The sequence below is a fragment of the Luteimonas sp. A482 genome (assembly GCF_054072655.1).
Genome location: NZ_JBSVRO010000007.1, coordinates 38897 through 55907, shown reverse-complemented (window position 1 = coordinate 55907; position 17011 = coordinate 38897). Strand labels below are relative to the sequence as shown.

General features: G+C 68.1%; 22 protein-coding genes. 12 read left to right on the top strand and 10 right to left on the bottom strand.

Annotated elements, in window-relative coordinates; translation table 11 throughout:
- Positions 1 to 55: 55 nt before the first annotated feature.
- From ACW5DW_RS15805 to ACW5DW_RS15785, 5 genes are all read left to right on the top strand, one after another.
- Positions 56 to 1642, top strand: a complete 1587-nt coding sequence (locus ACW5DW_RS15805; RefSeq protein ID WP_457020194.1) for an alkaline phosphatase D family protein — start codon at positions 56 to 58, stop codon at positions 1640 to 1642.
- Positions 1639 to 2952 (top strand): ComEC/Rec2 family competence protein, encoded by a 1314-nt coding sequence (locus ACW5DW_RS15800; protein WP_457020193.1) that lies wholly within the window; start codon positions 1639 to 1641, stop codon positions 2950 to 2952. Before ACW5DW_RS15805 ends, ACW5DW_RS15800 begins: the two co-directional genes overlap by 4 nt.
- 130 nt (positions 2953 to 3082) lie before the next feature.
- Positions 3083 to 3718 (top strand): hypothetical protein, encoded by a 636-nt coding sequence (locus ACW5DW_RS15795; RefSeq protein WP_457020192.1) that lies wholly within the window; start codon positions 3083 to 3085, stop codon positions 3716 to 3718.
- 106 nt (positions 3719 to 3824) lie between these two features.
- Complete coding sequence (locus ACW5DW_RS15790; RefSeq protein ID WP_457020191.1) at positions 3825 to 4310, top strand: pyridoxamine 5'-phosphate oxidase family protein; 486 nt, start codon at positions 3825 to 3827, stop codon at positions 4308 to 4310.
- Positions 4311 to 4728: 418 nt separating this feature from the next.
- Positions 4729 to 4938, top strand: a complete 210-nt coding sequence (locus tag ACW5DW_RS15785) for a cold-shock protein (protein ID WP_457020190.1) — start codon at positions 4729 to 4731, stop codon at positions 4936 to 4938.
- A 146-nt stretch (positions 4939 to 5084) separates the two neighbouring features.
- On the opposite strand, the gene ACW5DW_RS15780 is transcribed toward ACW5DW_RS15785, so the two are convergent.
- Positions 5085 to 6011, bottom strand: coding sequence for an amidohydrolase family protein (locus ACW5DW_RS15780; RefSeq protein ID WP_457020189.1), 927 nt, complete (start codon positions 6009 to 6011; stop codon positions 5085 to 5087).
- Positions 6012 to 6282: 271 nt separating this feature from the next.
- Between ACW5DW_RS15780 and ACW5DW_RS15775 the strand changes: the two genes are divergently transcribed.
- Positions 6283 to 6651 (top strand): response regulator, encoded by a 369-nt coding sequence (locus ACW5DW_RS15775; RefSeq protein WP_457020188.1) that lies wholly within the window; start codon positions 6283 to 6285, stop codon positions 6649 to 6651.
- Between the two features lie 38 nt (positions 6652 to 6689).
- Positions 6690 to 7547 (top strand): chemotaxis protein CheX, encoded by an 858-nt coding sequence (locus tag ACW5DW_RS15770; protein ID WP_457020186.1) that lies wholly within the window; start codon positions 6690 to 6692, stop codon positions 7545 to 7547.
- 88 nt (positions 7548 to 7635) lie between these two features.
- Here the strand turns inward: ACW5DW_RS15770 and ACW5DW_RS15765 are convergent, their stop codons facing one another.
- From ACW5DW_RS15765 to ACW5DW_RS15755, 3 genes are all read right to left on the bottom strand, one after another.
- Positions 7636 to 8079 carry an HIT family protein gene (locus ACW5DW_RS15765; protein WP_457020185.1) on the bottom strand — a complete coding sequence of 148 codons (444 nt, stop codon included), beginning with the start codon at positions 8077 to 8079 and terminating at the stop codon, positions 7636 to 7638.
- Between the two features lie 196 nt (positions 8080 to 8275).
- Positions 8276 to 8464: a CPXCG motif-containing cysteine-rich protein gene (locus tag ACW5DW_RS15760; RefSeq protein ID WP_457020184.1), complete on the bottom strand. Its 189-nt coding sequence runs from the start codon at positions 8462 to 8464 to the stop codon at positions 8276 to 8278.
- Positions 8465 to 8471: 7 nt separating this feature from the next.
- Positions 8472 to 8822, bottom strand: a complete 351-nt coding sequence (locus ACW5DW_RS15755; RefSeq protein WP_457020182.1) for an FKBP-type peptidyl-prolyl cis-trans isomerase — start codon at positions 8820 to 8822, stop codon at positions 8472 to 8474.
- Positions 8823 to 8958: 136 nt separating this feature from the next.
- Between ACW5DW_RS15755 and ACW5DW_RS15750 the strand changes: the two genes are divergently transcribed.
- Positions 8959 to 10005 (top strand): lipoprotein N-acyltransferase Lnb domain-containing protein, encoded by a 1047-nt coding sequence (locus ACW5DW_RS15750; protein WP_457020181.1) that lies wholly within the window; start codon positions 8959 to 8961, stop codon positions 10003 to 10005.
- A gap of 57 nt (positions 10006 to 10062) precedes the next feature.
- Here ACW5DW_RS15750 and ACW5DW_RS15745 read toward each other — a convergent pair whose 3' ends face one another.
- Both ACW5DW_RS15745 and ACW5DW_RS15740 read right to left on the bottom strand, forming a co-directional pair.
- Complete coding sequence (locus ACW5DW_RS15745; RefSeq protein WP_457020180.1) at positions 10063 to 10287, bottom strand: hypothetical protein; 225 nt, start codon at positions 10285 to 10287, stop codon at positions 10063 to 10065.
- A gap of 126 nt (positions 10288 to 10413) precedes the next feature.
- Positions 10414 to 10740 carry a nucleotide pyrophosphohydrolase gene (locus ACW5DW_RS15740; RefSeq protein ID WP_457020179.1) on the bottom strand — a complete coding sequence of 109 codons (327 nt, stop codon included), beginning with the start codon at positions 10738 to 10740 and terminating at the stop codon, positions 10414 to 10416.
- Between the two features lie 125 nt (positions 10741 to 10865).
- On the opposite strand from ACW5DW_RS15740, the gene ACW5DW_RS15735 reads away from it, so the two are divergent.
- Entirely contained in the window at positions 10866 to 11528 is a 663-nt protein-coding gene (locus tag ACW5DW_RS15735; protein WP_457020178.1) for an SCE4755 family polysaccharide monooxygenase-like protein, read from the top strand.
- 543 nt (positions 11529 to 12071) lie between these two features.
- Here ACW5DW_RS15735 and ACW5DW_RS15730 read toward each other — a convergent pair.
- Positions 12072 to 12551: a BON domain-containing protein gene (locus ACW5DW_RS15730; RefSeq protein WP_457020177.1), complete on the bottom strand. Its 480-nt coding sequence runs from the start codon at positions 12549 to 12551 to the stop codon at positions 12072 to 12074.
- Positions 12552 to 13015: 464 nt separating this feature from the next.
- Between ACW5DW_RS15730 and ACW5DW_RS15725 the strand changes: the two genes are divergently transcribed.
- The 3 genes from ACW5DW_RS15725 to ACW5DW_RS15715 all read left to right on the top strand — a co-directional run bounded on the left by ACW5DW_RS15725 (position 13016) and on the right by ACW5DW_RS15715 (position 15209).
- Complete coding sequence (locus tag ACW5DW_RS15725; RefSeq protein WP_457020175.1) at positions 13016 to 13420, top strand: hemerythrin domain-containing protein; 405 nt, start codon at positions 13016 to 13018, stop codon at positions 13418 to 13420.
- A 230-nt stretch (positions 13421 to 13650) separates the two neighbouring features.
- Positions 13651 to 14610 carry an SIMPL domain-containing protein gene (locus ACW5DW_RS15720; RefSeq protein WP_457020174.1) on the top strand — a complete coding sequence of 320 codons (960 nt, stop codon included), beginning with the start codon at positions 13651 to 13653 and terminating at the stop codon, positions 14608 to 14610.
- A 170-nt stretch (positions 14611 to 14780) separates the two neighbouring features.
- Entirely contained in the window at positions 14781 to 15209 is a 429-nt protein-coding gene (locus tag ACW5DW_RS15715; protein ID WP_457020173.1) for a Dabb family protein, read from the top strand.
- Here ACW5DW_RS15715 and ACW5DW_RS15710 read toward each other — a convergent pair.
- The 3 genes from ACW5DW_RS15710 to ACW5DW_RS15700 all read right to left on the bottom strand — a co-directional run bounded on the left by ACW5DW_RS15710 (position 15190) and on the right by ACW5DW_RS15700 (position 16955).
- Positions 15190 to 15462 carry a hypothetical protein gene (locus ACW5DW_RS15710; protein ID WP_457020171.1) on the bottom strand — a complete coding sequence of 91 codons (273 nt, stop codon included), beginning with the start codon at positions 15460 to 15462 and terminating at the stop codon, positions 15190 to 15192. The two genes, ACW5DW_RS15715 and ACW5DW_RS15710, sit on opposite strands and share 20 nt — an antisense overlap.
- A 93-nt stretch (positions 15463 to 15555) precedes the next feature.
- Positions 15556 to 16221 (bottom strand): TVP38/TMEM64 family protein, encoded by a 666-nt coding sequence (locus ACW5DW_RS15705; protein WP_457020170.1) that lies wholly within the window; start codon positions 16219 to 16221, stop codon positions 15556 to 15558.
- On the bottom strand, positions 16218 to 16955 hold the full coding sequence (locus ACW5DW_RS15700; RefSeq protein WP_457020169.1) for an SDR family oxidoreductase: 738 nt from the start codon (positions 16953 to 16955) through the stop codon (positions 16218 to 16220). The genes ACW5DW_RS15705 and ACW5DW_RS15700 overlap by 4 nt, the downstream gene beginning before the upstream one ends.
- Positions 16956 to 17011 lie beyond the last annotated feature (56 nt).

The window sequence follows — 17011 nt, the reverse complement described above, 5'->3', positions numbered from 1 at the left end:
GGCGGGCGCCCCCCGCGGCGCGTCCGCCGCCGCATGACTGGAATCGACAACCCTCATGACATCCCCCTATTTCAACCGCAGGAAGTTCCTGCTCGGCGCCAGCGCGATGGCGGTTTTTGCGGGGCTCGGCCCGGCCGGCACGCTGCTCGCCGCGCCACGCTTCGCCCACAACCCGTTCGCGCTGGGCGTGGCCTCCGGTGATCCGCTGCCCGATGGCTGCGTTCTCTGGACCCGACTCGCGCCCGAGCCCCTCGCCGAGCACGCAGGCATGCCGATGGTCGCGGTGCCGGTGCGCTGGGAGGTGGCGGAGGACGACCGCTTCGATCGCATCGTGCAGCAGGGCCAGGCGCTGGCCCGACCCGAGCTGGGCCACAGCGTGCACGTGGAGGTCGAGGGCCTGCGTCCGCATCGCCGCTACTGGTATCGCTTCCACGCAGGAACCGAGACCAGCAGCCCGGTGGGCACGGTGCGCACCGCACCCGAGGCCGGTGCGCGCGTCGATCGCCTGCGCATCGGCGTGGCCGGCTGCCAGCACTGGGAGGCCGGCTACTTCACCGCCTATCGCCATCTGGGCGAGGAGCACGATCTCGACGCCGTGTTCCACTACGGCGACTACATCTATGAAGGTGCGGGCAAGGCACCGACGGAGGCCGACGGCGCGCGCATCACCCGCCGGCACGCGGGCGGCGAGATCTACAGCCTCGACGACTACCGCCGCCGCTACGCCCAGTACAAGACCGATCCCGACCTGCAGGCCGCACATGCGGCTGCTGCCTTCCTCAGCAGCTGGGACGACCACGAGATCGACAACAACTGGACCGCGGCGCTGGACCAGGACGGGGTGCCGTCCGAGGTGTTTCTGCTGCGACGCCACGCCGCGATGCAGGCCTGGTACGAGAACATGCCGGTGCGCCGCGCGCAGTTCCCGCGGCCCGACGGCCTCACCATGCACCGCCGTCTCGACTACGGCGGGCTGCTGCGCGTGCATGTGCTCGATACCCGCCAGTACCGCAGCAAGCAGCGCTGCGATGCCACCCTGCTGGCGAGGCAGCGTCCCTGCCGCACGGGCGACGAGAGCGGCGCCGGGCAGGTGATCGGACAGGCCCAGGAGCGCTGGCTGTCCGAGGGCCTGGGGGCTGACGCGCGCTGGCACCTGCTGGCGCAGCAGGTGATGATGATGCCGTTCGTGTATCCGGAATCGCGGCCGGCCGGTCCGCTCAATACCGATTCCTGGAGCGGTTATCCGCAGGCACGCCAGCGCCTCATCGACCAGATCGCGCAGCGACGGATGGGCAATGTGATCGTCGCCACCGGCGACGTGCACAAGCACCACGCCGGGGTGGTGCCGTCCAACCCGGATGACCTGGCGAGCGCGCCGGTGGCCACCGAGTACGTCACCACCTCGATCGCATCCGGTGGCGACGGCAACGACATCCCGGAGAGCTGGGAAAACGTGTCGTCTCAGAATCCGCACTCCGCGCTGCTCAACAACCGCCGCGGCTACCAGCTGTTCGAGATCGATGCGAAGCATTGGCGGACCGACGTGGTGGCCGTCGATCAGGTGTCCGAGGCCGGCGGCGGCAAGCGGGTCGTGGCGAAACTGGTGACCGAACACGGCCGCCCGGGCGTGATGCGGGCATGAGCGGGCAGGGGGCGCAGACGCGTGCTGCATGGCCCGGGATCCTCGCGGCGCTGATGCTGGCGTCGCTGGCAGGCGCAGTGCAGGCCGCGCCGGTGCTTCCGGCAGGTCCGGGCATGGACGGCGAGGCCATGATCGGCACGCCGCTGCCGGCCTGGTCGGAGGGCGAGCTCGACATCCACCACATCAATACCGGGCGCGGTGACGCGCTGCTCTTCGTCTTCCCCGACGGCACCAGCCTGCTCAAGGACGCCAGCGGCAAGACCGTGGAACGGGCGCCGTTCTCGTTCCCCACCCGCCCCGCTGCCTCGCGCCCGCCCGGCGAGTGGGTGGCGCGCCACGTGCAGCGCGCCCTGCCGCAGGGCGCGCGTGGCCTCGATTACGCGCTGCTCTCGCATTTCCACGGCGACCATATGGGCGCCATCGACGCGCAGTCACCAGTCAGCCGACTGGCCGGCGACTACCGGCTCAGCGGCATCACCCAGGTGGCCGAGCTGCTGCCGATCGCACGGCTCATCGATCGCGGCTGGCCTGGATACGACACGCCCAGCCCCATCAACACGCCGACCATGGACAACTACCGGCGCTTCGTCGACTGGCAGGTGCGCCACCGTGGCCTGGTGATGGAGCGCTTCCAGCCCGGCCGCAACGACCAGATCCGGCTGCTGCGCAAGCCCGCGGCCTACCCGCAGTTCGAAGTGCGCAACCTCTACGCCAACGGCGAACTCTGGACCGGCGCGGACAGCGGAGTACGAAGCCTTGCACCGCCGGGCCATGACGCTGCGTCAGGGCCGCAGCTCGGCGAGAACAAGCTCAGCATCGCCTTCCGCCTGCGCTACGGCCGCTTCGACTACTTCAGCGGCGGCGACCTGTCCTCCATCGACGAGGAGACGACGGCCCACCCGCCTGCCTGGCTGGACGTGGAAACGCCCGTCGCGCGGGCGAGCGGCCCGGTCGACGTGCTCAAGGCCAACCACCACGCCAGCTGGGATGCCAACAGCGTGCCCTTCCTCGCCGCCCTGCAGCCGCGGGTGATCGTGGTCACCGCGCGCGCCGACGGCCATCCGGCCGTCAACACGTACCGGCGCATGACTTCGCAGAAGATCTGGCCCGGCGCGCGCGACATCTTCATCACCCATCTCTCGGTTGCAACCGCCACCACCACCTACGGCAGCGCCGAGGCGGCCGGCACGCAGGGCCACGTCGTGGTGCGTGTCGCGCCCGGCGGCGATGCGTACCGCGTCTTCATGCTCGACGACCGGGACGAGTCGATGATGGTCAAGTCCGTGCACGGCCCGTACGCATCGCGATAGGCGTGCGCAGGCACGATCAGGGCGGGGGCGGGAGACTCCCGCGCCTCGCCGGGAATGACAGGGCCTCGGTTCATCCGGCAACCTGCGGGACACTACAGCCGCTGCCGCGCTGACCGACCCGAGCCCCCACATGTACGACCTGCTGCTGCCCAAGCACGTGCCTTCGCTGGAGCTGGGCGACTACGACTGGCGCGACGGGCTGGCGCTGCACCGCCTGCCGGCCGCGCCCATCGAGGCCAGCTGCCAGCTGGCGGCGCCGCCCCTGCTGCTGGGCGCGTCGACGCCGCTGTTCCACCGCAGCGTCCTGGACTTCCTGCGCGAATGCGGCGCCGGCAACCTGCCGTCGGTGCAGGTCGCGCTGCGTACGCCTGCCGCCGTGCTCGACGACTGGCACGCGGTGAACGTCGTGGGCACGATCCCGCTGGCCAGCTTCGTGCTCGAGCTGCCGCCGGTCGAGGTCTTCGCGCATCGGCGCCAGGCCGGCGCGCGTGCGGCGATGGCGCATTCGGCCGCCTCTGCCGCAGCTATCGCCCGGGCGCCGCCGCTGCCGCGCCCCACCGCGCTGATCACGCGCCTGGCCGAGGGCAACCATCCGCTGCTGATCCGCAGTGACGTGATGGCCCAGCTCGACGCACGCTTCAACCGCGAGGCGGGCGGCGCGATCGTGCACCGGGTGCGCTTCGACGACCTGCGCTTCTGCGATCTGTACAGCGACGCCCGCTTCGAAGCGCTGATGGCCGAGGCCGCCACAGCGCTGCGGACATAGCCGGGGACACTCGATGGCGGCGCGGGCGGCCCTGATGCAGCGGCGTTCACGGTGCCGCAACCGGTGCCGGGGTTAGGTTCCAGCGTCCCCCTCGCTGGAACCTCCCATGTCCGATCCCGCCGAACTCGAAAACAAGCTCTGGAAGACCCTCAAGTCCGACATGACCCTGATGCTCGGCGTCGACGGACTCGAAGACGGCCACACCCGGCCAATGACCGCGCAGCTCGAACACGAGGGGCGCGGCCCGATCTGGTTCTTCACCTCCACCGACAACGCGCTGGTGCACCACGTCGGCACGCCGCACCGCGCCGTCGCGGCTTTCGCCGCCAAGAACCACTCGCTGTTCGCCAGCATCGGCGGCAGCCTCACCGTCGACACCGATCCCGCGGTGGTCGAACGGCTCTGGAATCCCTTCGTCGCCGCCTGGTACACCGGCAAGGACGATCCCAAGCTGGCCCTGCTGCGCCTGGACCCCGACCAGGGCGAGGTCTGGCTGAACGAAAACAACCTGTTCGCGGGCGTGAAGATGCTGGTGGGCATCGATCCGAAGCAGGACTACAAGGACAAGGTGGCCAAGGTCGACCTGGGCTGAGCGCGCCGTGCAGGGGCGGCGGCACGTCCATGACAACCCCCGCAGCGCCAACCAGGAGGCCCCCCAGCGGGGGGCCTTTGCGTGCTCCCAGGTGCAGAAGGGCGATGCCGGGGCCGTTGCGCCCAAGGCCGCGCCACCCCCGGGCCGGGTCCCTTTTCCGGATGAACGATCCCTATCGGCCCCAACCGCCGGTCGCGCAGGTAGTAGCGTTTGCCCAGAAGTGCTGTATGGTACGCCCACTGTTCAAAGCGGGATCACGGTACATCGTGGCTCCGATGCGGTAGATCACAGGTTCCAAGGTCGGTGACGGCCTCTCCAGACGATCCGCTACATCGCTTCGCGTTACCCCTTGCTCGATACAGTCCGGCACCGCACACCGCGGGCCGTGCATCCTCAAACTGATCCAAGGAGTAACACCATGTCTGAACGTCAAACCGGCACCGTCAAGTGGTTCAACGACGCCAAGGGCTTCGGCTTCATCACCCCGCAGAGCGGCGACGACCTGTTCGTCCACTTCCGTTCCATCCAGGGCAGCGGCTTCAAGTCGCTCCAGGAAGGCCAGAAGGTGTCGTTCAAGGTTGCGCAGGGCCAGAAGGGCCTGCAGGCTGAAGAAGTCCAGGCCGAGTAAGTTCTACTCGCGTCTGCACCGCGCAAGCGGTACCAGGGACCCCGGGCGGCAACGCCCGGGGTCTTTTGTTTTGGGTGTACGCCCAGGCGCCGAGGGCAGCCCAAAAAGCGTCCTGAAAGCGGCAGGAACATCCGCGCCACCCGCGCTCAGCGCTCCCGCAGGCCGAACAGCGCCTGTGCATTCCCCCACCTGATCTTCGCCTTCTCCTCGTCCGTCAGGTCGAGCCGCGCCAGCGCCTCCACGGCCGCGGCCAGGCCCATCTGCGGATAGTCCGAGCCCAGCAGCACGTGGTCGATGCCGACGTTGCGCAGGGTCCACACGAACTCCGCTTCCAGCGGCGAGTCCGCCAGCAGCACCGGCCCTGAGATGTCGAAGTACAGGTTGTCCATCGCGAAGCCGTCGGCGGTGCGCACCAGCATCAGGATGTTCCAGAACCGGAAGTTCATCCCGCCGATATGCGCGAGGATGAACTTGGTGCCGGGCACCCGCGCGGCCAGGTTGAACAGCTTCTCGCTGTCGCCGGGCAGGATGTTGGCGTTGTCCGTCAGCACCACCAGGCCCAGTTCGCCCGCCCTGCGCACCAGGGTTTCGACCCGCGGGTCGTCGACATCGAAGCGCTGCGTGTGCGCGTGCAGCTTGAGCACCCGCACCCCCGCCGCCGCCACGCGGGCGAGCTCTTCCAGCGCGGCGTCGCCGTCGTAGGGATGGACGGTGGCAATCGGCAGCACCGACGGATGCGCCCGTCCCAGCGCGATGATGCCGTCGTTGCCCGCCCGGATCGCGTCGATGTCTCCCGCGCGCGCCTGCTGTGGCCCGCCGAACCACATTGCGCCGACGCCGCCCAGCTCGATGCCCGCCTCGCGCGCCTCGGCCTGGTAAGCGCGCAGCGAAGTTTCGCCTTCGCGCAGGTGGACGTGCATGTCGAACACCGGCCCGCTCGCGGTGGCGGCCGCGGAGACCAGCAGCAGCGCCATGGCCAGCAAGCCGCCGGGCAGCTTCGCGCCGGGAATGCGTAGATCCCGCGGGGCCGGCTGCGCGACCGTGGGTCGGGCCTGGCGTCGAAAACGGTTCATCGGATTCTCCGGGGATGGTGCCAGTCGAGCGTTGCTGAAGGTGCGCGTGACCGCGTCAGGCGACGAGGGCAACCCGGCAAAAATACCAGTTGCGCGGCCCGGACCAGGCCGCAGGGGCACCGGAGGGCTCGCGGGCCTCGCCTCCCGGTGCACGCTTCACTTGCCGGGCCGCACTGCAGCGCAGCAACGCGCGCGCCCTAAAGGATCCCCCCGGCCGGCCGCTATCACGGACAGGCCCCACGCGGGCCCCATCTCGACGGGGGAGACATCGATGACCGCACGACCGACCGTGCTCCTGTGTGACGACTCGCGCGCGCTGCGCATGCTCGCGGCCGGGCAGCTGGACGAGGCCGGGTTCCAGGTGGTGGGCGAGGCCGGCAACGGGCTGGAAGCAGTGAAGCAGTACCAGGCGTTGCGTCCGGACCTGGTGCTTCTGGACCTGGTGATGCCCGAGTGCGACGGCCGCCGTGCGCTGGCCCGCATCCTCGAGCTGGACCCGCAGGCACGGGTGGTGATCCTCAGCTCGCTCGGTGCGCAGAGCGACATCGAGGAATGCCTGCGCCTGGGCGCCCGCTCCTACCTGCAAAAGCCCATCGACCCCGAGGCGATGGATCGCGTGCTCCACCAGGTGCTCGCCTGACAGGCGCGCCGTCCGACCTTTTCCGTAGAGGGCACGAGATGTCAGCGAAATTCCTGGGCCAGTTCCTGTTGGAGCGCGGCGTCATCGCTGCGCCGCAGCTGCTGGCGGCGATCGACGCGCAACGCGCATCCAACCCGCTGCTGGGCGAACTGGCGGTGCGCCAGGGGCTGCTGGACGAGGCCCAGGCGCGGCGCATCAACCAGCGCCAGCGCGTGGAGGACCGCCGCTTCGGCGACATCGCGCTCGAGATGGGCGTGCTGGACCAGGCGCAGCTCGATGCGCTGCTGGACACACAGAAGGCCGGGCGCAAGCTGATCGGCCAGGTGCTGGTGGACCAGGGCGTGATCGACGCCGGACGCCTGGAGGCGGAACTGGCCCTGCACCGCTCCGGCCAGGACCAGGCCCGCAACGCGCTGGACCGCGTCGTCGCCAGCCATCCGCTGGGCGGCCTGGCCACCAGTGTGATCGACCTGTGCGGGCGGCTGTTCCCGCGCATGCTGGGCAGCCAGTGCCAGGCCGCCACGGTGCTCTCCCCGCAGCAGCTGGACATGTGGCCCTGCGTGGCCCATGTGCGCGTCGAAGGCGACCATCCGTTCGAGATCGGCCTGGCCTGCGACCTTGCCACGGCGCGTGCGCTTGGCTGCGCCCTGCTCGGCATCGCGCCGGACAGGTGCGACGACGAACTGGCCGTGGACGCGCTGGGCGAAATGGTCAACGTGTTGATGGGCTACGCCGTGAGCGAGGTGCTGCCGGACGAGGACGCCTCCTATCGCGCGCTGCCGCCGGACACCTCGGTGCCGGCCGCAACCCTGGCCGCCGATCGCGAGCGCAGCATCGCCGTCCTGATGGGATCGCAGCTGGGCGACTTCGTGCTGCTGCTGGGACGTCCGGCGTAACGCCTGACAGGGCTGCAGTGTGCGTCCTCGCTGCTGACGCAGCGGGTTCCCAATGCGTTCCCTTTTCCGCGCCGCGCGGACCACGCAATCAGGCCGAAGCGGCGATCCGCTGCACCAGCCGCGCCTGCAGCTTCTCCAGCTCGCCGCGGTCGGCTTCCTGCGCGGCGTGGATGCCCACGCCTTGCCCGGCATAGCGCGGCACGATGTGCATGTGGATGTGGAATACCGTCTGCCCCGCCGCAGCGCCGTTGAACTGCGCCACCTGCACGCCGTCCGGCTGCAGCTCGTCGACGATCGCGCGCGTCAGCCGCTGCGCCACCGTCATCACCTGGCACAGCGCCCCGGTATCGACGTCGAGCAGGTTGACCGCAGCCGAACGCTTGGGAATCACCAGGGTATGGCCGGGCGATTGCGGATACAGATCGAGGAAGGCGAGCACGTTCTCGTCCTCGTAGACCTTGTAGCAGGGCGCGTCGCCGCGAATGATCCTGGCGAAGATGTTCTGCGGATCGTAGGGCGTGTCCAGGCTCATCGAAGGCTCCTTGGGTGAGGTAGGCCGCGCCCGGTGCGGGCGGGCTGGTTCCATGTGGACGCCGGGCGGGCGCCGAGGCGTGACCGGGTCACTCGAGTATCGCGATCGGACTGACGATGGTCGAACGCCGGCCCGCGCGCCCCCGTCTCTCCAGCCCAGGGGCTTCCGACACAAGGCGACCCTGACTGGCGCTTCCTCAGGCGTCGTCCTGCGCCAATACGTGCACCCCGATCCCCTCATCGGGATCCACGTCCAGCACGACCGTGATCGGCCGGCAGCAGACGTGGCAGTCCTCGATGTACCGCTGCGATCCTGCGCTGGTGTCCAGCGCCAGGCTGATGACTTCACCGCAGTAGGGGCATGCAATGTCGTGGAGATCGAGCATGGTCGCCTCAGCCCAGCAGCTCGACCTCGAACTTGAGCGTGGCATTGGGCGGAATCACCCCGCCCGCGCCGCGTGCGCCATAGCCGAGGCTGGCCGGGATGATCAGGACGCGCTGGCCGCCGACCTTCATGCCCTGCACGCCTTCGTCCCAGCCCTTGATCACCATGCCGCCGCCCAGCGGGAAGATGAAGGGCTCGTCCCGGTCCTTGCTGGAATCGAACTTCGCGCCCTGCTCGCCGTCCTGGTAGAGCCAGCCGGTGTAATGGACGGTGACGTTGCTGCCAGGCACGGCGTCGGCGCCGTCGCCCACGATGGTGTCTTCGAACTGCAGGCCGGAGGCCGTGGTGGTGAATGCCATGGGGGTTCTTCGTAGGTGCGTGGAGATCCACGGGGCCGCGTAGTTTAGTGCCCCCGTGCCACCGGGGGGCCGTCGCCGCCTTTGGTCGTGGCATGATCCGCACGAGCACGCGGCTGCGCTGCGCGCCGATCGGAGGATGACGATGCCGACAACCGTCAAGGCGCGCCCCTTGCCCTGGCTGCCTGCTCGATGGCCACGGGTGCTGCGCTGGTGCATGGGCGTGGCGCTGTCGCTGGTGGTCGCGTGGGAGGCGCTGTCGGTCGCCTACGCGCCGCTGCCGGCGCCGACGCTGCGGCTGGTCGCGGCGATCGCGTTCGCGGGCTTCGGGCTGTGGGCGCTGTGGCGCTCGCCGGCACGCTGGCCGATGGCGCTGGTCGCGGCGCTGATCGCGGGCTGGGTGCTGGTCTGGGTCTCGATCAAACCTTCGCAGGATCGTGACTGGCGGCCGGATGTGGCGGTGATGTCGCGCGTCGCGATCGACGGCGACCGCGTGCGCATCAGCGGCTACCGCGACTTCGAGTACCGCACGGCCGACGACTTCGACGAGCATTGGCGCGAGCGCGAGATCGCGCTGTCGAAGATCAGCGGCATGGACTTCTACGTCTCGTACTGGCGCGAGGGGCCGGTGGCGCACACCTTCCTGAGCTTCGAGATCGAAGGCGAGGACCCGGTTGTGGTCTCGATCGAGACCCGGCCGGAGAAGGGCGAGGGTTTCGAGCCGATCGCCTCGCTGTTCAAGAATTTCGAGCTGGTCTACGTGGTCGGCGACGAGCGTGACATCGTCAAGGTGCGCAGCAACCACCGCGACGAGCAGGTGTTCATGTATCACACCAACCTCAGCGCGAACGCGGCGCGCAACCTGTTCCTGGTCTACGCCAGGCGCATCAACGAACTGGCCGACGCACCCGAGTTCTACCACCTGCTCAGCAACAGCTGCACGATCAACATCGTGCGCTACGCAAACCTGGTCGGCCGCAACGGGCGCCTGGATATCGGCCACGTGCTCAACGGCTGGAGCGACCGCTACCTGTACCGCAGCGGCGTGGTCGACACCTCGCTGCCCTTCGACACTCTGCGCGCACGGTCGGCAATCAACGAAGCCGCACAGGCCGCAGCCGACGCGCCTGATTTCTCCGCGCGGATCCGCGAAGGCCGGCCGATGCCGGAGGGCCGCGCGCGCTGATTGTCGAGGGAGCTATGCCCGGTGCTGCTGCTTCCGGCCGCCGGGCAGCCCCGGCGTTCAACCGCTCGCTGCGTCATCCGGAATCAGGCCGGCCTCGGCCAGCATCGCGTGGACGCGCTCTTCGACATAGGCCTCGTATTCGGGCGCCACCTGTTCGGTCAAGGGGCGCGCTTCGCGGGAGAACGCTTCGAGTACCTGCCCGGGCGGCAGCTCGCTGCACAGCGCCTGCATGCGGGCGGACAGGCGGGTCAGGGCGGCGTCGATCTCGGCCTTGGTCTTCATGGCCTGCATCCTGTGCGGCAGCGTGTCACGACGTTGTGTAATCGACATGTTGCGGCGTTTTGCCCCCCGGCCGCGCCCATCGCCATGGAGCCGCGAAATTGGTCCATCGCGTCCCCGACAGAGCCGCTACGTGCTCAGCTCGCCCGACACGTATTCGCTTAGCTCTCTGGTGTTTCGGACAAACTCCGCCTCCAGATCGATGCCGCATTTGTTTGCAAGCACGATGATCGACCACAGGCAGTCCGACAGTTCGTGGCCAAGTTTCGCCTTGCAGTCGTCGATATCCCGGATGCCGGCGTCCGCCTGGATCAGCTTGGCCAGATCGCCTACGTCTCCCACGAAGCCAAGCGCAAGTTCCGCCGTGGTCCAGACGCGCCCGTATTTCTTGATCTCCAGTTGCTCGTAGAGATCGTTCAGCCGTAGCGCCGACTTCCCCAGCTCACTGAACTTCATGTTGATTGCATACCCCTATGCGCTGCCGGACGAAGACGCCTGCCTGATGACTTCGCCAGATCGCCGGCGGGACTACCAAGTCGTCGCCGTCGATTGAAGCAGATAACGGGCGGGGGAATCCAGCCATGCACGTCGAACTCGTCCCCCGCACCTGTTCCGCGAAATTGTGTAATGTCCGGACTCTTGCCCACTCAATGAGCCTTGCCATGCACCTCCGAGCTTCCGCTTTCCTGCTGGTCTTGCTCGGCATGTGCACAGGCAGCGTCTACGCCCACTTCAGCGTGGACATGAGCGATACGCACAAGTCACGCTATGGCCCCGGCGAGATCAAGAGTGCGCCTTGTGGACGCCCCGACGGCGATCCGGGCAAGAATGTCTACACGTATTCGCCGGGCGAGACGATCAACGTGTCGTGGGTCGAGTACGTCGGGCATCCGGGTTATTACCGAATCGCCTTCGACAACGACGGAGACGACGGCTTCAAGAATCCCGCGAGCATCAAACCGGCGGGTCGCGCCTGCACTGCAGGGGAGCCCAACTGCGGGAAAGGCGACTTCTACAACAACGACACCGTCCTGATCGACGACTTCGGCCGGCACGACGATTCTCCGCACGGCAAGCGCTATTCGGTCGACGTCAAACTGCCCGCCGTGGAGTGCAAGAACTGCACCTTGCAGATCATCCAGGTCATGACCGAACTCGCCAAAGCACCTTACGACCCGTCCGCGGAGGACGCCGATGATCTCTACTACCAATGCGTCGACCTGAGGCTGCAGGGCGAGCGATAAAGGGGTCGCTCCACCCGGACACCTTTCTCTGAAGCGCCTCTAGCGTCTCTAAGAAGTCGACTCTGACCCCCGTTTGCAAGGCCTTGATTGATGAGCCGACATATCGCTCTACTTGTTCTGATCCTGACGAGTGGCTGTAGCGATGACAAACTCCACATCAACGCACAGACCTTCTCTGATCAACACAGTTGCAACAGGGTTGCCCAATGTGGAGCTCTTGTAGAGCTGAGCTGCCATCCAGAAACCGATGGCCCGGTTGTCTACTTCAACAATACAAGTGGCGAGGTGGTCATGAGATGTGGTGGCGCTTGCGATGTCGCGCCTGGATCAGCGGATGACCCAAAACTCTGTACTGCATGTCCACCTCCAGAATGGCGTGCATGCAGCAGATCCAGGGAAACGAATCAGGGGTCGGATTAGTGCTTCCGCATTCCGCAGAGAAAGCCGACTCCGACCCCTGTTTCGGCGTCGGCCAAAGGCCAGACGCAAGAAAGGCGGGCCGAAGCCCGCCTTCCTGTGCCACCTCAGCGGATGGGCTTGCGTTTACTCGTTGGCTGCGGCACCGACGGTCAGGCCGCTGGCGTCCACGTTGGACACGCCCTTGATCTCGCGTGCGATCCGCGTCGCGGTATCGATCTGCGCCTGGCTCTCGACCTGCCCGCGCAGCGTCACCACGCCGTTGAGCGTATCGACGTTGATGTCGAGGCCGGACACCTCCGACTCGGCAAGCAGCGACGACTTCACCTTGGTGGTGATCCAGGTGTCATCGACCGGCTGGTCGGAATCCAGTCCATCGCCCGGGCCGGCATCGGCAGTGGCGCCCATGGCCGGGTCGGTTGTGGTCGCGTCGGCGGTGATCGGAGCGACGGGGGGCGCGGTGGTCTGGTCGGCCGGCGTCGTGGCCGGGGTGATGTCAGCGTTGCCGTCGGCCGCAGCCTGGTTGTCACGGTCGGCCGCGCAGCCGACGGCGAGCGCCAGCGCGGACGACAGGGCGATGGCGAGGGGAATGCGGGAAGTCTTCATCGGGATGCTCTGCATGTGGGGACCCCCGGAGTGTGGGTACGGCCCTGTCCACGACGCGTGACCGCGAATCCGCTGGCGTTAAGCCGCCGTAAGCAAAGCGGGGCGGATGAGTGAAATCTCGTGCGGCGCCGGGCCACTGGCCTCTGGCGGCGAGGCTGGGCAACCAAGGCGCTGGTCGCGCGCCTTGCCCCTTTGAAGACGAAGTTGGCCGGCTCCAGGTCGCCCAGGGGCTCATCCGAGTACGGTTTCTCCCGCCCGCGAGAAAGTCGACTCTGACCCCTGTTTCTGTTGGACGGCAACATGTACCGGGCCCCCTTTTCTTTTGCCGTCCCGCCTGCTTTGACCCAGGTCAGGGCGCGGGCGGGCGAGGCCCGCCAAAGTTGGCGGACGCACCGGAACCGGCGAGGCGTCGGACTTCCGGGACATTTGGCACATACACGCGAGGACAAGGCAGCACAATGAACATGGATCGATACCACCGCGACGACGCGACGATCCTGCGACAGATCCACACCCTGCGATCCCTGTCGCAGGCCGGCATCGACGAGAACGCCGACCGCATCAGCGCGGCCATCGTCGACACGGCCAGCCTGATCAAGTTCCACCTGGCCGCCGAGGAGCAGGTGCTGTACCCGCGGCTGGCCAGATCCGGCGTGCCCGAGGTGGAGGCCCTCAGCACCCGGTACCGAGCGGAGATGCGCAGCCTGGCCGGAGCCTTCGCCAGGTTCGTCGACCAGTGGCGGGTACCGGCGCGGCTGCAGCGCGACCCGGAGGGGTTCCGTGACGACGCCAATACCGTCCTCAAGGCCCTCTACGAGCGCCTGCGTCGCGAGGACCGGGAGTTGTATCCCGCCGCCGGGCAGATCTGAACCGAAGCCCGCGCTTGCGGGCGCGCGCGGCCTGCTCACCGCATGGCGGCGGGGAAGCGTACCCGACACTGCGGCCCCGCATCGGGCGCAAGCCACGGAGCGCCTGCCACGGGGAGAACCAGGTTGCGCGCAAGCCCTTTCCGGTCGCGCGCAAGCGAAATTGGCTTGCGCGCAAGCCAGTGGCTGCTGCGCGCGGGCGACATCGGCTCGTGACCGGGCAGAATCCGGTCGTGGACGACACGCCCTCCGCCCGATCGCATGCCGCGATGGGTTGCGCGCAAGCGGAATTTTCTCGCGCGCCAGCGAAACCCGCTTGCGCGCGAGTCGCGTTTGCCTGCCGCCGAGGGAAATCCGCTTGCGGCGCGTGCCGCACCGCCATCTCCCGCTCGCCGCCGGCCGGCGCTACTGTGCGCCCAGCGCTGGCCGAGCGGTTGCCCGAGCTCGCCGAATACGTCCCCGTCCAACCCGAGAGGTGTCCCATGCGCAAATGGATGTCCATCGCACTGCTGTCGCTGTCGTCGGTCGCCGTCTTCGCAGGCACCCCGCTGCCGGATGCACCGCACGTGCTCGTACACGGGGAAGGGAAGGTGAGCGTGGCGCCGGACTCGGCGATCGTGACCATGGTGGTGGCGCACCGGTCGGCGGACGCTGCCGAGGCCAAGCGCGTGGTCGACCGCGCGGTGAATGCCCTGCTGGAAGCCGCGCCGCGCTTCGAGGTGAAGCCAGACGAAATGTCTGCCTCCGACCTCGCGCTGCGCGAAGATGAGGACTACGACCAGCACGACCGCCGGCTGCCCACCACGCACGTCGCCACGCGCGAGGTCAAAGTGCGGCTGGACGACCTCGACCGCCTCGGCCCGTGGACGGACGCGGCGCTGGCGGCTGGCTTCACCGGCATCTCCGACATCAGCTTCGAGTCCACCCGCGAGACCAGCCTGCGGGAGGACGCGCGTGCGCGCGCCGTCGCCGACGCGAGGGAGAAGGCAGGCGGGCTGGCGTCGGCCTTCGGGGGAAGGTTGGGCCCCGTGTACAGCATCAACAGCCTGGGCACGATGCAGTCGGACGGCTATGGCAACACGTCGCTCGACCGCGTCGTGGTGACGGGCTCGCGCATGGACACCGGCCGCTACCTACAGCCGAAGATCGACGTGACCGAGCGCGTGTCGGCGGTGTTCGAGATCGTGCGCTGATGCGACAGGCGTGAGTACGCCTGATCTTCGATCAAGCAGAAAATGTCCCTGACACTGAGGTTTGTCCCTGACATCATTTCCGCTGCTTTCCTCGGCGCAGAGCGCTGGGGCATCGACGACATCGCCCTATACTCGTGGACCCGCAGGCTATCAACCGAAGGACCCCGATCATGACCGATCGCAGCCGCCGAGATGTCATCTTCGCCGCCACCGCCCTGGCTGTCGGCGTGACCGCCACCGGCTCCCGCGCGGCCGCTTCCACACCTGCCAGCAAGGCATCGTTCCCGCCGATCGTGCACCACGTGTTCTTCTGGCTGAAGAATCCGGATTCCAGGGAGGATCTCGCCAAGATGCTCGCCGGATTGCGAACGTTGGCGGGCATCGACACCGTGCGAGGCATCCACATCGGCGTGCCGGCGGATACCGAGCAGCGCGGCGTCGTCGACGGCAGCTACAGCGCCTCGGAAATCCTGTTCTTCGATGATGTGGCCGGGCAGGACGCGTATCAGGTCCATCCCATTCACAAGCAGTTCGTCGCCGACTGCGAGCACCTGTGGCAGCGCGTGGTCGTGTATGACGTCAAGGCCGTCGCGCCGTAACTCGTTCGCTCCCGGAAAGTGGCAGGTGCATCTTGTACGTCGCGTCGCGGCACGCATCCAGCGACTCGGCCCGGGTCGGGTCGGCGACCATGCGTTCGATGTCGATCTGGCTGACGACGACCCCATGAATTTCCACGTGGAGCGTGAATGGCGAAAGCTGGCGGGGTTGCCGCTGCATCTGCCACTGCGAAAAATCATCGCTCCGGTGCAATACCACGCTCAGATTCGCGTCGAGTTTCCAGCTCTGGCACACCTATCCTATCGGTCGCCTCCCGCTGCCTAGTTGGTGAGATGAAACAGAGCAGGCCACGACAGATTAATTCCCTCCGTCCCCTTTGTTCTGGGTTCACGCACCTGCCGTTCGACGCCGGCCGAACAGGTACCAGCACAGCCACAGGCCGCCGGGCAGCACGATCAGGGCCAGGATCGCCGGCCACGGCTTGTCCACCGAACTGCGCGAGCCCGAGAACGCGGCGATGGCGGCGTACGGCACGGTGCCGATGCAGAAGCCGGCAATGAACCGGCGCAACGGCATGCGCGTGGCGCCGGCCAGACAGCAGCTGACCTCGGGCAGGATCGGCAGCGCTCGGCAGACCAGCAGCACGAACATGCCGCGCTCGGCGAACACCGCCCGGATCGCGTCCAGCCGCGCCGGGTCGCGGTAGATGCGCGACAAGATCGCCGTGCCGTGCCGGCGGCCGAGCGCGTAGCCGCATATTCCAGCCGACAGCATCCCCACCGAAGCTGCAGCGGCTCCGAGCGGCGCGCCGAGGAAGTAGCCGGCCAGGATGGCAAGGGTCAGCGTCGGCATGGCCACGAACAGGTCCGCGAACAGCAGTGCCACCACCACGCCGGCCACGTACAGGGGCTCGACCGCGTGCGCCTGCGCAAGCCATCGCCGGATGTCGTCCAGGGTCAGCAGGCCGCTCCACCGCAGCACGACGAACCCCATGGCGAAAGCCGCCGCGAGCGCCAGACCGATCCGCAGCAGGTCGCGCGCGCCGGGGCTCATGCGCGCCTCAGGATCGCGGCCGGGATCGCCGGGGAGATGCGCGTCAGCAGCGGCAACCAGCGGGCCTTGCCCACGTACACCTCGTCGCGGCCGCGGACGATGCCGTCCACGATCTGCGCGGCGGCGCGGTCGGCGCCCAGTTTTCCGCGACCGCGCCCGGTGGTCATCGGCGTATCCACCAGCGGCAGGATCGCTTCGACCACCGCCACCGGCGTGCCTGCCAGCTGGTAACGCAAGCCGCGCGAAAGCGCATGCAGCGCGGCCTTGGTCGCGCAGTACACCGCCGAATCGCGCTTGGGATGCAGGGCCAGCCCCGATCCGATGTTGACGATGCATGAGGGCCGTCCGTGTGCGCGGAACAGCCCCAGTGCGTGATGGGTGAGCCGGGCCGGGGCCACGAAGTTCACCGCGGTCTCGCGCGCAATGCCGGCCGGTTCGAAATCGGGATCGACGAAGCGTGGCGTGAGTTGGATGGCGGCGTTGTTGACCAGCACCGACAGTCCGGGGTGCTCTGCGGCGATGCGCGCCCAGCACGCGTCCAGCTGCTGCGCATCGGCCAGGTCGCAGGCATAGGCGTGGCTGCCCGGCAACGCGTGGCGGGCCTGCTCCAGACGCTCGGACGAGCGCGCCAGCAGCGCCAGCCGGTGACCCATCGCGTGCAGCCTGCGCGCCAGCGCCAGGCCCACGCCGCTGCTGGCGCCGGTGATGAGGACGGTGGCGGGTTCGGATAGCATCACAGTCAGTCCGCGGTTTGCAGGCGCGCACTGTGCCGCCGGCACGGCGAGGTCCG

Bases quoted from the DNA above. Each gene is read 5' to 3' on its own strand.
- ACW5DW_RS15805 (WP_457020194.1), top strand. From the start codon at position 56: ATGACATCCCCCTATTTCAACCGCAGGAAGTTCCTGCTCGGCGCCAGC.
- ACW5DW_RS15800 (WP_457020193.1), top strand. From the start codon at position 1,639: ATGAGCGGGCAGGGGGCGCAGACGCGTGCTGCATGGCCCGGGATCCTC.
- ACW5DW_RS15795 (WP_457020192.1), top strand. From the start codon at position 3,083: ATGTACGACCTGCTGCTGCCCAAGCACGTGCCTTCGCTGGAGCTGGGC.
- ACW5DW_RS15790 (WP_457020191.1), top strand. From the start codon at position 3,825: ATGTCCGATCCCGCCGAACTCGAAAACAAGCTCTGGAAGACCCTCAAG.
- ACW5DW_RS15785 (WP_457020190.1), top strand. From the start codon at position 4,729: ATGTCTGAACGTCAAACCGGCACCGTCAAGTGGTTCAACGACGCCAAG.
- ACW5DW_RS15780 (WP_457020189.1), bottom strand. From the start codon at position 6,011: ATGAACCGTTTTCGACGCCAGGCCCGACCCACGGTCGCGCAGCCGGCC.
- ACW5DW_RS15775 (WP_457020188.1), top strand. From the start codon at position 6,283: ATGACCGCACGACCGACCGTGCTCCTGTGTGACGACTCGCGCGCGCTG.
- ACW5DW_RS15770 (WP_457020186.1), top strand. From the start codon at position 6,690: ATGTCAGCGAAATTCCTGGGCCAGTTCCTGTTGGAGCGCGGCGTCATC.
- ACW5DW_RS15765 (WP_457020185.1), bottom strand. From the start codon at position 8,079: ATGAGCCTGGACACGCCCTACGATCCGCAGAACATCTTCGCCAGGATC.
- ACW5DW_RS15760 (WP_457020184.1), bottom strand. From the start codon at position 8,464: ATGCTCGATCTCCACGACATTGCATGCCCCTACTGCGGTGAAGTCATC.
- ACW5DW_RS15755 (WP_457020182.1), bottom strand. From the start codon at position 8,822: ATGGCATTCACCACCACGGCCTCCGGCCTGCAGTTCGAAGACACCATC.
- ACW5DW_RS15750 (WP_457020181.1), top strand. From the start codon at position 8,959: ATGACGATGCCGACAACCGTCAAGGCGCGCCCCTTGCCCTGGCTGCCT.
- ACW5DW_RS15745 (WP_457020180.1), bottom strand. From the start codon at position 10,287: ATGAAGACCAAGGCCGAGATCGACGCCGCCCTGACCCGCCTGTCCGCC.
- ACW5DW_RS15740 (WP_457020179.1), bottom strand. From the start codon at position 10,740: ATGAAGTTCAGTGAGCTGGGGAAGTCGGCGCTACGGCTGAACGATCTC.
- ACW5DW_RS15735 (WP_457020178.1), top strand. From the start codon at position 10,866: ATGCACGTCGAACTCGTCCCCCGCACCTGTTCCGCGAAATTGTGTAAT.
- ACW5DW_RS15730 (WP_457020177.1), bottom strand. From the start codon at position 12,551: ATGAAGACTTCCCGCATTCCCCTCGCCATCGCCCTGTCGTCCGCGCTG.
- ACW5DW_RS15725 (WP_457020175.1), top strand. From the start codon at position 13,016: ATGGATCGATACCACCGCGACGACGCGACGATCCTGCGACAGATCCAC.
- ACW5DW_RS15715 (WP_457020173.1), top strand. From the start codon at position 14,781: ATGACCGATCGCAGCCGCCGAGATGTCATCTTCGCCGCCACCGCCCTG.
- ACW5DW_RS15705 (WP_457020170.1), bottom strand. From the start codon at position 16,221: ATGAGCCCCGGCGCGCGCGACCTGCTGCGGATCGGTCTGGCGCTCGCG.
- ACW5DW_RS15700 (WP_457020169.1), bottom strand. From the start codon at position 16,955: ATGCTATCCGAACCCGCCACCGTCCTCATCACCGGCGCCAGCAGCGGC.